15 protein-coding genes are annotated in these 13340 nt (G+C 50.4%); all 15 read left to right on the top strand.

What is annotated here, in order from left to right; genetic code table 11:
• Positions 1-14 precede the first annotated feature (14 nt).
• The 15 genes from BFJ94_RS14550 to BFJ94_RS14480 all read left to right on the top strand — a co-directional run bounded on the left by BFJ94_RS14550 (position 15) and on the right by BFJ94_RS14480 (position 13326).
• Positions 15-1325, top strand: coding sequence for a glycosyltransferase family 2 protein (locus BFJ94_RS14550; protein ID WP_229716835.1), 1311 nt, complete (start codon positions 15-17; stop codon positions 1323-1325).
• Between the two features lie 113 nt (positions 1326-1438).
• Positions 1439-1726, top strand: coding sequence for a nucleoside-diphosphate sugar epimerase (locus BFJ94_RS14545; RefSeq protein WP_120463313.1), 288 nt, complete (start codon positions 1439-1441; stop codon positions 1724-1726).
• Positions 1727-1750: 24 nt separating this feature from the next.
• Positions 1751-2101 carry an alpha-helical endospore appendage domain-containing protein gene (locus BFJ94_RS14540; protein ID WP_120463312.1) on the top strand — a complete coding sequence of 117 codons (351 nt, stop codon included), beginning with the start codon at positions 1751-1753 and terminating at the stop codon, positions 2099-2101.
• The gene (locus BFJ94_RS14535) at positions 2098-2412 is read left to right on the top strand and encodes a hypothetical protein (protein ID WP_120463311.1); all 315 of its coding nucleotides are present in this window, start codon (positions 2098-2100) and stop codon (positions 2410-2412) included. Before BFJ94_RS14540 ends, BFJ94_RS14535 begins: the two co-directional genes overlap by 4 nt.
• Positions 2406-2768 carry a FliH/SctL family protein gene (locus BFJ94_RS14530; protein WP_120463310.1) on the top strand — a complete coding sequence of 121 codons (363 nt, stop codon included), beginning with the start codon at positions 2406-2408 and terminating at the stop codon, positions 2766-2768. Before BFJ94_RS14535 ends, BFJ94_RS14530 begins: the two co-directional genes overlap by 7 nt.
• Positions 2769-2957: 189 nt before the next feature.
• Entirely contained in the window at positions 2958-4046 is a 1089-nt protein-coding gene (locus BFJ94_RS14525; protein WP_120463309.1) for a CgeB family protein, read from the top strand.
• 32 nt (positions 4047-4078) lie between these two features.
• Positions 4079-5209: a CgeB family protein gene (locus BFJ94_RS14520; protein ID WP_120463308.1), complete on the top strand. Its 1131-nt coding sequence runs from the start codon at positions 4079-4081 to the stop codon at positions 5207-5209.
• Positions 5210-5285: 76 nt separating this feature from the next.
• The gene (locus BFJ94_RS14515) at positions 5286-6725 is read left to right on the top strand and encodes a glycosyltransferase family 4 protein (RefSeq protein ID WP_162944288.1); all 1440 of its coding nucleotides are present in this window, start codon (positions 5286-5288) and stop codon (positions 6723-6725) included.
• A 64-nt stretch (positions 6726-6789) separates the two neighbouring features.
• Entirely contained in the window at positions 6790-7881 is a 1092-nt protein-coding gene (gene wecB / locus BFJ94_RS14510; protein WP_120463306.1) for a non-hydrolyzing UDP-N-acetylglucosamine 2-epimerase, read from the top strand.
• Positions 7874-8860: a polysaccharide biosynthesis protein gene (locus BFJ94_RS14505; RefSeq protein ID WP_120463305.1), complete on the top strand. Its 987-nt coding sequence runs from the start codon at positions 7874-7876 to the stop codon at positions 8858-8860. Before wecB ends, BFJ94_RS14505 begins: the two co-directional genes overlap by 8 nt.
• The gene (locus tag BFJ94_RS14500; protein ID WP_120463304.1) at positions 8857-9699 is read left to right on the top strand and encodes an SDR family oxidoreductase; all 843 of its coding nucleotides are present in this window, start codon (positions 8857-8859) and stop codon (positions 9697-9699) included. The genes BFJ94_RS14505 and BFJ94_RS14500 overlap by 4 nt, the downstream gene beginning before the upstream one ends.
• The gene (locus BFJ94_RS14495) at positions 9666-10598 is read left to right on the top strand and encodes an NAD-dependent epimerase/dehydratase family protein (RefSeq protein WP_120463303.1); all 933 of its coding nucleotides are present in this window, start codon (positions 9666-9668) and stop codon (positions 10596-10598) included. Before BFJ94_RS14500 ends, BFJ94_RS14495 begins: the two co-directional genes overlap by 34 nt.
• A complete protein-coding gene (locus tag BFJ94_RS14490) occupies positions 10595-11308 on the top strand; it encodes a glycosyltransferase (protein WP_120463302.1) in 714 nt (237 codons plus the stop codon). Before BFJ94_RS14495 ends, BFJ94_RS14490 begins: the two co-directional genes overlap by 4 nt.
• A 116-nt stretch (positions 11309-11424) precedes the next feature.
• Positions 11425-11865 (top strand): hypothetical protein, encoded by a 441-nt coding sequence (locus BFJ94_RS14485; protein WP_120463301.1) that lies wholly within the window; start codon positions 11425-11427, stop codon positions 11863-11865.
• Positions 11866-12102: 237 nt separating this feature from the next.
• Complete coding sequence (locus tag BFJ94_RS14480) at positions 12103-13326, top strand: glycosyltransferase family 4 protein (protein WP_120463300.1); 1224 nt, start codon at positions 12103-12105, stop codon at positions 13324-13326.
• Positions 13327-13340: the final 14 nt, after the last annotated feature.

The raw sequence follows: 13340 nt of genomic DNA, 5'->3' as shown, positions 1-13340 counted from the left end.
GGGGAGGCTGCATCTTGCGGAGCAGTCGGCGAGGCAACAATAACTCAAGTAATCCTAACGACTATCAACGCGGGTATCGAGCGGGATATGACAAGGGGGTTAAAGCTGGGCAAGCAACCTATGGTAATTGGTTCGAGGGAACCAGCATCATTATTCCAACCTATAACCAGAAAGATCTCCTGCTCCAGTGTCTGAGCTATATCGCGGCGCATACGGTATCTCCCTATGAAATCATTATTGTCGATAATGGCTCGCAGGATGGAACGGTAGAAGAGTTACGCCGTCGCTGCAGGTCGATTCGTATCGCGGCGCATCCGACAAATCTCGGCTTTGCCCAGGCGATCAATACCGGGCTGATGATGGCGAGAGGACAGACGATGGTGCTGTTGAATAATGATGTATTCGTGACGGAGGGCTGGCTGACACAAATGCTGGCCTGTCTCCACGGATGTCCGGATGCGGCGGCGGTAGGCCCGGTTACTAATTACATTAGCGGGGAGCAGCAGATCGGTGTTCCTTATGATGACATTGCACGAATGCTGGAATTTGCCGCTGCCTATAATCACAGTGACCCCGGAAAATGGCGGGATACGAGCAGGCTGGTCGGTTTCTGTATTCTACTGCGGCGCAGCACCTTTGAACAGGTAGGATATTTGGATGAGGGCTATGAAGTCGGGAATTTTGAGGATGATGATTGGAATTTGCGCTTACGCCTGCAAGGCAAGAGGATGAAGATCGCTGCTGACACCTTTGTTCATCATATAGGAAGCGTCACGATGAAGGGGCTTGGCCAGCAGCAATTTACCGCTGTCAACGACAGGAATGAGCAGTTTTTTACCTATAAATGGGGAGAACGCTATGAATCGGCGCGGCAGCTGACAGACAGGTCGGCTACTAATTATAAAGCTGTTGACTTCTTCCCGACCCATATCTGGATCAGCAGTGTAGGTGGAAAGCTGTTCTGGCTGGAGCATGGAGTGAAGCACCCGTTAGCTGCCGGAGTACAAAATGAGATGATTAAGGCTCGTTCCATCAGGCTATCCGTGATTGAGTTAAAGCAAATTCCTACGGGTAGTGAGTATGGTCAGGCTGAGCTGGACGTGATTATGGCCGGGCAGTCAGGGGATGGAAAAGTGGTCATGCTGGAAAATGGGGCGATATGCCAGCTCGATCGGGGGACGAGGAGAGAATTTATATCCGCTTACGCCTGCACAGCCTGGGGATTCGCTATTCCAGAACGCTCAGCTTCCTCAGAATCCTGGAGCGTCTGGCCGGAGGGACTTCCGATCGCTCCGCCCACCCGACTGAAATCGCCGTTTTTATAGGTTCATTTCCTGGAACGACAGGCTATTACCGTGCATATGCTGAACCAAGATGAATGCCGGGCATAGCCTGTGCCGTCTATTATAAGCATACAAAAAGGCTTGGAGGAATCAGGATGGAGCAGAAAATTACAGAAATTATTACCCATATGTCTCATTCCCATCAACAAATGGCAAGAGTGATAGATGCCGAACGGCAGGTTGCCGTTCGCATGGCACAGGTCGTCCATGCCATCCCTGATACTGAGCCTGGGTTTGAGGGAGTACCTGGTCTGATCGAGAACTCAGGCCGTGTCAACAAAAGCGTCGTTTCTTATTTGAATGCTATCGCTGATCTTCAAGAGGCTATGGCCGAGAATTTGGGCTTCGTCTTGAAAGAGATGAGAAGCCAGGATGAAGAGTAGTGAGTGCGAAGCAGGGAGGGTGCCATGAGCAGGGAGCATGCTTATTTGCACATTTTGGATGCAGCCTCCAAGGTCCAGTGGAACGTTGCCATGATTCTGGAGGCGAAGGCTATTGAAGCCGAGAAGGTACGTAACTGGATATTAAATCATGTTCATCATCACTCGTTTGATGAGCATGAGAAGCAGTTATCCGAGCCGCTCGATATTCATGATCAGGTCGTGGAGGTGGTGGAGGGACTGACGAAGCTGCAGAACGGCTTATGCAGCAATTTGAAAACCGTGCTTATCTCGGCAGAAGAGGAAAGCGAGAAGGAAGGAAGCCTGGATGGCTTGTTCGGTGACGGCGGCTTTGATTTGGAGGATACAGACAAATGATGATCGATCTTCATGCTAGAGAGAAGGCCAAAATAAATGTTGTAGAAGCCATTGCCAAGAGCCAAATGGCGTTGGCGCGCATTCTGGATAGCATGGCAGACATGACTCATCATTCCGAAGATACAGCCCGTCATCTGGCTGAAAATGTGAAGATACTTGTGAAATATCAGCAAGCGATTGCCCATACAGTATGTGGGGTAGCCTTACATCGCATTCATTATGGAACTCCTTCAACGCCCTGGATTACGGATTCTTGCTATGCAGCAGCAGATGTCACCCGAGGAGAACAGGAGGAAGAGGCAATATGTTAAAAGCTAAGGTCCGCGCCGGTAGCCGCTCCAAATCGAAGCGGCTGGGTAGAGCCCGTAAGGGTAAGGGCAGGCGCAAAATTGCTTTGAAACGCGGACGCAGGCTACTAGGTAGACGCAGCCGCAGGCTTAAATCGGGACGGAGGGGCAGGCTGCGTCGCAGCCGCTACCCTAACCGCCGCCGTACAGAAGGGACCCCAGTACCGGAGCCTGTAGAGGTTACCGTACCGGAAGAACCCTCAAATGAATCGACGGATTATCAAACTTCCTATAATGATGCCTATCAAGTGGGCTTTGATTCAGGGTTCTCCGAAGGATTTGAGGACGGGCATAAAATAGGCTATCAAGATCAGGCCTAAATTTAAATCTATGAATCTCATAAAATTAAGGAGCACTCCCCCTATTCGGCTGCACGGCTGGATAGGGGATTTTCTGTTTATACATAGAAGGCATTCGCCAATTTATGCGGACGCGGGGTAGTCGTCCATGATGCACGTGTACCCCTAGCATATATTTATACAGACCTAGGAAATCCATTCACAGATAGGATGAATGTCTTGAAGAATGCTAAGATGCGGATCTCCAGTGAGGATTACAGGGCTGGATATCAAGAGGGGTACCGTTATGGCGGCTGCCAGGCCATATTGGCCAGAATTCCACCGAGGATATCCGGCAAGAAGAACATTAGAGTTCTGTATGTCCCCCAAGGATTCGAAGCGATCGACCAGGGGCTTAGTGAAGCGCTCCAGGAGCTGACGGCAGAGTGCATCGTCACGACTCCGGAATCGATGCTTGAGGCGGCAAGAGCGGGGCGTCCAGATCTGGTGCTTGTTATGAATGGTTTGCATGTTTTTCCGGCCGAACATGAGGAGCATATCAGGATGATTCGCCAGATGGGGATAAAGACGGCAGTATGGTTCGTGGATGATCCTTATTTTACAGACGATACGGCGAGGCTATCCATGGCCTATGATGTAGTGTTTACTCATGAGCAGGACTGCATTTCTTTCTATAAAGAGGCAGGCTGCTCACAAGTTTATTATTTACCCCTGGCCATATCTCCAAATACGTTCGCTCCGGTAAGGACGAAGCCGGAGCAGAAGTTCGATATTTGCTTCATAGGCAATGCTTTTTGGAACAGGGTGGAGCTATTCGATCAGTTGGCCTCCTATCTGCAGGACAAGAAAGTCCTGATTGCCGGTGGCCACTGGGATCGGCTCAGCCATCACGATCAATTATCGCGCTTCATCCGCAGCGGCTGGATTCCCGTATCCGAGACCGTTGCTTATTACAACGGATCCAAGATTGTAATCAATCTGCATCGTCCGACAACGGCAGGATCGGACAATCGGAACGGCAGGGGCATTTCCGGCAGCTCGATCAACCCGCGGACTTATGAAATCTCCGCCTGTGGAACGCTGCAGATCACGGATGTTCGCAAGGATCTGTTCAAGCATTACCGTCCCGGCTATGACATCGAGACCTTTACGGATGGCGATGATTTACGGTCCAAGATTGATCATTATCTTAAACATGAGGAAGAGAGGGTAAAGATTGCCTGGCGTTCTCTATGGACCACACGGAAGAATCACACATTTGCGAATCGAGTCAGTCAGCTGCTTGAGTTCGTATTCTAGATTTCCATTACGAAAGAAGGAGTGACAGTATCGTGATACAACCAGGAGGACATTCCGTCCATCCATTTCCGGGGCATCCATCAGACGATACCGGGCGCAGAGGATGGGAAGACGGGCTCAAGGATGGATATGCCGAGGGGTATTTGCGGGGGCGCTCGAAGAGCATTGTGGAAAAGGCGCGACCGCCATTGCCGTTCCGGCAAATCAGGATTCTGTACGTAAGCTCAGGTAAGGGATTTCCTTACTCGCCGATCGATGAGGCGGTGATCGAGACGCTGAAGACCTTGACCGCCAGCGTAGTGACGACAGAAGTGAGCCAGCCGATCCGTGAATTGGCGGCAGCGCACCGACCTGACTTATTGCTCGCGCTCGATGGCATGGATCTGCCGGTTGAACAGGTTGACGCTGTCCGCGCACTGGGCATTAGAACGGCTATCTGGCTGACAGATGATCCTTATTATACCGACATGACGACCAAGATTGCGCCTCACTATGATTATGTCTTCACATTGGAGCGCAATTGCCTGGATCTATACCGCTCTCTTGGCTGCCGCAATGTTCATTATTTACCCTTCGCTGCTTATACAGGCCACTACCGGCCAACATTAACCCGTTCCGCGGTTCGTCGCCAGGTCAGCTTTATCGGTTCAGCTTACTGGAATCGTGTAGAGTTCCTGCGCCCGCTCATCGGTCCTCTGATGGAGAAGGGGTTAATGATCAACGGCATCTGGTGGGATCGACTGCCCGAATATACTCAATATCCCGACCGGATTGAAATCGGCAAGTGGATGGGACCCGTAGAGACGGCAGAGGTCTACAGCGGGACGAAGATCGTCATTAATCTGCATCGCTCTGCACTCGATAGTTCAGTGAACAATAACGCTTTACAGATCGGGGCAATCTCTCCCAATCCGCGTACTTTCGAGATCTCGGCTAGTAGCACGCTGCAGCTTGTCGATGTTCGTGAGGACTTAGCCTCCTTCTACAAGCCAGGAGTCGAAATCGAGACCTTCGCAAATGGCGATGAGCTGATCGACAAGATCAATTTCTACTTGTCCCACGAGAAAGAACGTCAGGAGATCGCTTTAAGAGCTCTGGAAAGAACCTTCCGCGAGCACACGTACAGTCATCGTCTGAATGAACTGCTCGGCACTATTTTCTAATAAGAGTTCTGATGCATGCAGGTTATCACCTTCTTGGAGCAATCAGGAAGGATGTAGGGATATGGAGGAAGTTGATATGTCAGATAAAAAAAAGCTGATGCTCTTCTCACATGTGAGTAATATCCGGAACATTACTGGAGCAGAGAAGTTATTGCTCTTTCTGGCTCGGACATTCTCCTCCTATTTCGATTGCACGATCGTTGCGCCGCATGAGGGAAGACTCACCCAATTGGCCACCGATGCGGGGATTCGAACGATCATTCGGGAATTCCCGCTATTGTACGGTATGTTTACCCCCTATGAGGGGTTGCCCCGGGATGTAGAAGCCTATGCACTATCTCCCGAGTGCAAGGAGGCAATCGCTCTTCTTGAGGCTGAACGCCCGGATTATGTTTTTGTAAATACCTGTGTGAATGTCATACCGGCGGTTGCCGCCAAATCACTGGCTATTCCCGTCATCTGGCATATTACCGAGGTCATCTTCGCCGATGCTTACCTGCAGCATGCGATTCATACCATCGACCGGTATAGCGATTTGATCATATGTATTTCTACATCGGCGATGTCGCCATTTCGGAGTTATCTGGCGGAGAGCAAGCTGGCACTGTTCTACCCCTCATGGAATCATGAAGAATTCCGTCCTGCGGAATGGCAGAGCTTCCGACAGCAGAAGCGGAAGAAATGGGGGGTACCAGAGCATGCGAAGCTGATCGGCTATATCTCGTCCTTCCTGACTCCCGAGAAGGGTGCGGATCATTTCATCAAAGCAGCTACGATCATTGGAGCAGGGCATCCGGAGGCACGGTTCGTCATTATCGGAGGAGAGATTAATAAGGGGTTTGCCCGCAAGCTCAGACGTCTGGTCACTTACTCCGCCATGAAGCAAAGGTTTATATTCGTCGACCATGAGCTGAATATTGAGGCGGCCTATTGTGCGATGGACATCGTAGTGATTCCCGGACTGGTAAGGGAAGGTTTCGGATTAACTGCGCTGGAGGCGCTGATCTTCGGCAAGCCGGTCGTAGCTTATGCCTCGGGGGGGCTGGAAGAGATCCTTATGGCTGTCGGAAGTGGACGCTATTTGGTGCCAACCGGAAATATGGGGGAGTTAGCTGCCAAAGTAAGGGAGCTGCTTGATAACCCGGGGGTGGCGGAGCAGGTTGGCAGGGACAATCATCACGGAGCGATGGCCCGATTCGGAGCAGGGGCGTATGGCGAACGAGTCCAGCAAATCGTCCGCCAAATCCAGGGTTTGACCGGGAAGCTGGTTCATCTTCCTATGCCTCCTGCACCGTTCGCCACACCGCCCCGGGATATCCCTGCTGCGATGGCACAGGATGAAGCAAGTGCGTCGCAATCCCCAGTGAAGAGCAGTAGACATAGACGCCGTCATAGATCAGGCAGACGAAAGAGGGTCAAAGGCCGGGGGCTATTGCTATTGAGACGTAAGACGGTGAAGCGGTCCTCACTCCGAGGCAAGCGACGGAGATCTTCCCGGCGGCGCAAGGGGCGGTAGAGCATCGATCTGTTCTTGCGAGTACAAAGGGCGCGTTCACTATATATGCAAAGGGGTTGAGAATGTGAGAATCATGACGATTTTAGGGACACGTCCGGAAATTATCCGATTAAGCCTAATTATTCCGTTACTGGATCGTTATGCAGAGAAGCACATTCTTGTGCATACCGGACAGAACTTTACGAAGAGCCTGAGCGGCATCTTCTTCCAGGAATTACGGCTAAGACAACCGGATTATGTCCTGCAGGATCGGCAAGCAACTCTTGGTGAGCAACTGGCGGCCATGTTCTCACAGATGGAGGAAATTCTGGACACGGAGAAGCCGGACAGAGTGCTGCTGCTGGGAGATACGAACAGTGCGCTATGTGCTATTCTTGCCGAACGCATGGGCTATCCGGTCATCCATATGGAGGCGGGAAATCGCTGCTTCGATTTGGAGGTGCCGGAAGAGAAGAACCGGAAAGTGATTGATGCCATTTCCTCAATAAACATGCCTTACACCGAGCAGAGCAAGCAGCATTTGATCGCCGAAGGAGTTCCCGGGTATCGGATCGTAACGACCGGAAATCCGATCCGTGAGGTCATCGAGCATTACTGGGAGGATATTTCCGGAAGTCACATTCTGGAGCGTTTGTCGCTCCGACCCCGGGAGTATTTCCTGGTTACGACGCATCGTGCCGAGAATGTGGATCATCCAGAGAACCTGCTGGAAATTATGAAGGGGCTCAATCTGGTGGCAGAGAAGTTCGGGCATCGTCTGATTTGCAGCCTTCATCCGCGTACAAGGTCGCGAATGTCGGATGATTTCAAGCTCAAGCTGCATCCGTTGATTGAATTTCATGAACCCTTCGGCTTCTTCGATTTCGTGATGCTGGAGCGTCATGCGCTATGCGCGTTGACGGATAGCGGGACGGTTCAGGAAGAATGCTGCATCATGCAAGTTCCTACGGTTACACTGCGAAGATCGACGGAGCGTCCGGAGACGGTCGATTGCGGTAGCAATATCGTGTCCGGTCTCCAGGCAGAGAGGATTTTCGCTGCGGTACAGCTGATGATCGGGATGGACCGGAAATGGGAATGTCCGAAGGAATATATGGCCGAGCGGGTTGCAGAGAGAGTAGTCAAATTTATGTTTGGAGGGAAATGGCATGTTTGAGAACAAGCGTATATTGGTGACTGGAGGCACTGGTTCTTGGGGGTATGAATTGGTTACCCAATTGCTGCCTCAGCAGCCTAAGGAGGTTATTATATATTCGCGGAACGAATCCACTCAGGTCGCGATGAATCGTAAATTCGAGGATTCGAGGCTGAACTTCTGCATCGGTGATGTTCGTGACAAGGAGGCGCTCAAGGCGGCATGCCAGGGCGTGGATTATGTGTTCCATCTGGCTGCGCTCAAGCATGTTCCGGTATGTGAGGATCAGCCGTACGAAGCGCTAAAGACCAATGTGCTAGGCACGCAAAATGTGATCGAAGCGGCGATAGAGAATGGAGTTAGCAAGGTCATATATATTTCAACGGATAAGGCAGCGAATCCATCCAATTTCTACGGCATGACCAAAGCGATCGGAGAGAAGTTGATCGTATACGCGAATTTACTGCATAGCAAGACCCGATTCGTTACCGTTCGCGGTGGAAATGTGCTGGGAACGAACGGGAGTGTGGTTCATCTGTTCAAGGATCAGATCAGGAAGAAGAAGCAGGTATCCATAACCGATCTTAACATGACGCGCTTCTTCTTGACTCTGCGGGATGCGATTACCCTGTTGTTCAAGGCCTCAGTAGAGAGTATCGGCGGGGAGATCTTCGTGATGACGATGCCTACCTGCCGGATTGTAGACTTGGCCGAAGTGCTGATTGAAGATTCCGGTATCACTGGAGTGAAGCTGGTGGAGAGTGGAATTCGCCCGGGTGAGAAAATCCATGAGATTCTAATGAGCGATTTCGAGAGCATGAATACCGTGGTATATGATGAGCAATACCTGGTCATCCTGCCTACCATCAATATGCCGGAATTAAAGGAGCATTATAAGGACTGCCCGCCAGTCTCCTTCAGCAGCTTCAGCTCAGATCAGAATTTAATGACGAAGGAAGAGATCAAGGAAATATTAAGGCGTGGAGGTTTCCTCTCATGAAACTGTTCGTGCTGGGCGGCCAGGGGATGGCCGGCCATCTCATTATTGAATATTTCCGGCGACAAGGGAGACATACCGTATTCTATACGACCCGGGATGCAACAGACGAAGGCGGTTTATTGCTGGATGTGACGGATTGCTACAAGCTGGAGAAGGTGCTTGAAGCCGTCCGTCCCCAGGTCATTATTAACGCTGTAGGAGTCCTGAATCAATTTGCCGATAATGACAAGATCAATGCTTATCATATCAATGGTTTCCTCCCGCATCGACTGCAACGGATGGCAGACAGCCTGGGCGCAAGATTAATTCATATTAGTTCGGATTGTGTATTCCTGGGTACTCGTGGGGGTTACCGGGAAGATGATGAGCCCGATGGGGTCAGTGTCTATGCAGTCACGAAAGCGCTAGGAGAAGTGCAGGCCCCAGGCCATGTCACTATCCGCACTTCGATTATCGGTCCTGAGTTACGCGAACAGGGAATAGGCCTGATGCAATGGTTCATGCGTAGCAAGGGTGAAATCCAGGGCTATACGAATGTACTATGGAACGGGGTTACTACGCTCGAATTGGCGAAAGCGATAGATTCATTATTAGATTCTCCCGTCTCGGGTCTCGTGCATCTGTCCTATCCGGAACGGATCAGTAAATATGAGCTGCTCCTGCTGATGCAGGAGATATGGAAGGTAACCGGGGTGAAGATCATACCAAGTGATAATCCGGTCCTCGATCGGAGTATTATAGCTACCCGTACGGATTGGAAATACGAGGTCCCTCACTATCGCGATATGCTGAAGGAGATGGAGATATGGATGAGACAGAAATTCTCCGGGACCGAATAATTCTCATTACCGGCGCTTCTGGCTTTACCGGCCGACATGCATGCGAATACTTCTCCAGGCTCGGGATGCAGGTCGCTGCCTTAGTACGCGATAAGCATAAAGTTGACAAGGTAGACCGGGTTCATTATTACTCCTGTGATTTATTGGATTATTCGCGTTTATCCTATCTCGTTGCCGAAATTGCCCCTGACTACATTCTCCACCTGGGAGGAAAAAATTCAGTCTTTGAATCCTGGGAAATGCCCACGGTTTATCTACAGTCCAATTTATTGCCGACGCTGTACTTGCTTGACGCGATGCGTACGAGACCGGACTGCATCATGCTGGTCGTAGGCTCGCGGGCGGCGTTAGAGCTGACCGTGTTCGATAAGGTGACGAATCCTTACGGCCTGAGCAAGAGTCTGCAGAAAGCGGCAACCCTGTCTTGGCGAAGGCTATTCCATCAGAAGGTTATATTGGCGGAGCCCTCTAATTTAATCGGTCCCGGTGCGTCTACAGGCTTCTGCTCATTGCTGGGCAGGCATGTAGTGCGCACCGAGCTAGGGAAGGAGACGGCTCCTTTTCGTATCTCATCCAGAGCAGAACGCCGTGATTTCCTCGATGTGCGCGATGCTGTCCGCGCTTACGGATATTTGCTCCTCTTCGGTTCATATGGGGAGGTCTACCCGGTATGCTCAGGGATCGAGCGCAGTCTGGAAGAGATTACAGATAAAATGTTGAATGTCGCCGAGCGGAATATCCCGCTTATTTGGGGGGATGAGCGGGCATCCGCCGGTGCCAGCTCATCGGAACGGGCGGCTGAGGTAGAAGGCTTCGGCTGGTGTCCGCAGATTCCGCTTATGGAATCGCTAGAGGATATTATAGAATACTATCGCGCTACGGAAGGAGTGATTCGATGAATCCTCTAGTTACGATTGTCATCCCTTTCTATAACTGTTCTTATGTCAATCAGGCGATAGAAAGCGCCTTGAATCAATCCTATCAGCCGATAGAAATTATTGTTGTGGACGACGGGTCGACCAGTCATCAGGAGCTGGTGGCCCCTTATTTAAATCGTGTGCATTACTTGGGCAAATCGAACGGGGGAACGGCCACCGCGCTGAACCATGGCATCCGCCATGCTTCAGGACAGTACATCGCCTGGCTCAGCTCCGATGATCTGTTCGCTCCAGATAAAATCAATAACCAGGTTAAGTTCATGATCGAGCATAAAGCGCTGATTTCACATACCAATTATCATTATATTGATGGGATGGGCCGCGTTACGAAAGCGGATGTTGTGCCCGATAGTCGCTATCAATATCCGCAGGTCTTCTATCGCTCCTTCTTGCACGTAAATCCCGTTAATGGCTGCACAGTCATGATGCGCAGGGAGCTGTTCCAGTACATTGGAATGTTCGATGAATCGCTTCGCTATACGCATGATCTGGAGTTTTGGCTGCGCGCCATTCAAGCGGGAATTCATTTTCCTTACCTGCATCAGACATTGACGATGTATCGTTGGCATAATGAGATGGGGACGCTGCGTCATATGGATGCGATCCAGAATGAATACAATCATATTCAAGAGCGGGCGCGGACAGTAATCTCGAAGTTAATCAATTCATAACATTTTCATAGAGGAATCTCCCTTCAACGGATGCCTTTTTATCGAAGAATGAGAGTATGTCCATACCAAATCATTCTCTCAGCATAGAATAGCATCAGAAAGGAGGGAGATTCCAAATGCCAAAAATTTTGTTAGATAGTCAGGTTTCCATGAACTCTTCAACCACCGATTCTATTGCAGTCCCGCTGACAACAACTCCAGCGCTGTTCGCAACTCTGGGGCTGGATGCTACCGATGCAGGCAGCAACCTTGAGGTACAATTCACAGTAACTGCTACAGTCTCTATACTGGTGTCGCTTCTCGTTACCCCAGTGGTAATCACTGTTGTGCGTGTAGTTTCTGGTGTTCCTACGGTGATCTACAGTGCAACCCATGACCTTCCTATCGCCAGTGCTTTGACGAACACGGTGATTACCTTCAACGGAGTAGATTACTTGCCACCAGCCGATTTCCTAGTATATGAAGCCTTTATCAGTGTACCACCAGACTTGGGTATCGTCGTATTCCCAACTCGTGTCGGTCCTGAAAGCATGATTGCCGCAGCATATTCAGACTAATTCAGAAACTCTTACAGGCGACTCGCATTCTCAATTGAATGCAGGGTCGCCTGTTTTATGTATTCCCGGTGTCAAATCGGTGGATGATTGGCTTTTTGTATGGAGCCATATTGTTTTTCTGGGCAGGGGTTCAAGTGTCGTGTCTTGCTGTCCATGATGTCAATATATTGTACTATGACGTTGTTGTAGAGGAGATATCCGGCTCGTGAACGGATCTTCGTCTGGGAAGGAGAGAATATGAGAATATTGCTGGCCACTTACTGGTTAATTCCGCATGTGGGCGGAGTGTGGAAATATATGACCCAGATCAAGGAGTCGCTCGAAGCTAGAGGCCATGAAGTGGATCTGTTGGGGAACAGCCCGGATTACTCCAAATTTCATGTGATTAACCGCGGGTGGGAAATCTCGAAGGATTTGCTTCGCCCGATGCTCGATGCCAAGTTGAATGCGAATACGGCGCCTGCCTTGTTCTCAGCCCCGTTAATTGCCCACTATGAGATGGATCGTTACTTATTAGAGCTCGCTGCGGCTTTTTTTGGCCTCCATCAATATGACATCATCGATACCCAGGATATTTTTGCAGCAAGAGCACTGCATCGGGTGAAACCCCGTAATAAACCATTAATTGCGCATGTTCATGGCTCGGTGTCTGGTGAATTGAAGCGATTCTTTCAGCTGAATCCTCAAATTGGGATTATGGAGAATGATCCACCCTGGAAATATTTCGAATCGATTGAGCACTATGGCGCTATGGCCGGAACGCCGCTGATTACGGCAAACCAGTGGATGAGAAACTCGTTAATGAATGAGCTCCAGGTGTCCAATCCGAATATTCAGGTGATTCAGTATGGAATCGATGCACAGGCCTTCTCTCACAAGGCTAGTCTGGGCACGGATCTTAGGAAGCCCCCCGGCAAGAAAGTGATTATCTGTCCGGCGCGCTTATCCTTTGTTAAGGGCATCGATATTCTGATTTCAGCGTTAGGTATTCTGAAGAATTATCGTAATGATTGGGTGTGCTGGATTGTCGGAGCCGGTGATAAAAGAGAGGAACTGGAGAATCAGGTACGAGGACTGTCGCTACAAGAGGATTGCCTGTTCCTGGGTGAGCGGGATGATGTGCCTGCATTGCTGAATCTGTCCGATATTTTCGTACATTCCTGTATTCAAGATAATCAGCCCTTCTCAGTGATGGAGGCCCAATTGGCAGGAGTTCCGGTATGCGTCTCTACCGCCGGGGGATTGCCTGAAATGGTGGAGCACGGTAAGACGGGATTGATTCATCCAGTCAAGGACCCCTTCATTTTGTCGGAGCATTTGCGCTTCCTGCTGGAGAACGAACCGTTCCGCCGGAGCATGTCCCAGCTTACCAAGGAATGGGCTACCTCCCACTGGTCGATGGATCTGATGATTGATCGGCTGCTGGAGGTATACCGTACAGCTCTAAATCAATACCATTAATACTGCTAGGGGGG

Source organism: Paenibacillus aceti, from assembly GCF_003614185.1.
Lineage (GTDB): Bacteria > Bacillota > Bacilli > Paenibacillales > Paenibacillaceae > Fontibacillus > Fontibacillus aceti.
The sequence above is the reverse complement of the archived record's forward strand: the minus strand, read 5'-3'. Positions and strand labels throughout refer to the sequence as shown.

Excerpts from the sequence above, each read along its gene's own strand:
- BFJ94_RS14485 (WP_120463301.1), top strand. The coding sequence starts at position 11,425 with ATGCCAAAAATTTTGTTAGATAGTCAGGTTTCCATGAACTCTTCAACC.
- BFJ94_RS14480 (WP_120463300.1), top strand. The coding sequence starts at position 12,103 with ATGAGAATATTGCTGGCCACTTACTGGTTAATTCCGCATGTGGGCGGA.
- BFJ94_RS14540 (WP_120463312.1), top strand. The coding sequence starts at position 1,751 with ATGAGCAGGGAGCATGCTTATTTGCACATTTTGGATGCAGCCTCCAAG.
- BFJ94_RS14505 (WP_120463305.1), top strand. The coding sequence starts at position 7,874 with ATGTTTGAGAACAAGCGTATATTGGTGACTGGAGGCACTGGTTCTTGG.
- BFJ94_RS14530 (WP_120463310.1), top strand. The coding sequence starts at position 2,406 with ATGTTAAAAGCTAAGGTCCGCGCCGGTAGCCGCTCCAAATCGAAGCGG.
- BFJ94_RS14515 (WP_162944288.1), top strand. The coding sequence starts at position 5,286 with ATGTCAGATAAAAAAAAGCTGATGCTCTTCTCACATGTGAGTAATATC.
- BFJ94_RS14545 (WP_120463313.1), top strand. The coding sequence starts at position 1,439 with ATGGAGCAGAAAATTACAGAAATTATTACCCATATGTCTCATTCCCAT.
- BFJ94_RS14495 (WP_120463303.1), top strand. The coding sequence starts at position 9,666 with ATGGATGAGACAGAAATTCTCCGGGACCGAATAATTCTCATTACCGGC.
- BFJ94_RS14490 (WP_120463302.1), top strand. The coding sequence starts at position 10,595 with ATGAATCCTCTAGTTACGATTGTCATCCCTTTCTATAACTGTTCTTAT.
- BFJ94_RS14535 (WP_120463311.1), top strand. The coding sequence starts at position 2,098 with ATGATGATCGATCTTCATGCTAGAGAGAAGGCCAAAATAAATGTTGTA.
- BFJ94_RS14500 (WP_120463304.1), top strand. The coding sequence starts at position 8,857 with ATGAAACTGTTCGTGCTGGGCGGCCAGGGGATGGCCGGCCATCTCATT.
- BFJ94_RS14525 (WP_120463309.1), top strand. The coding sequence starts at position 2,958 with ATGAATGTCTTGAAGAATGCTAAGATGCGGATCTCCAGTGAGGATTAC.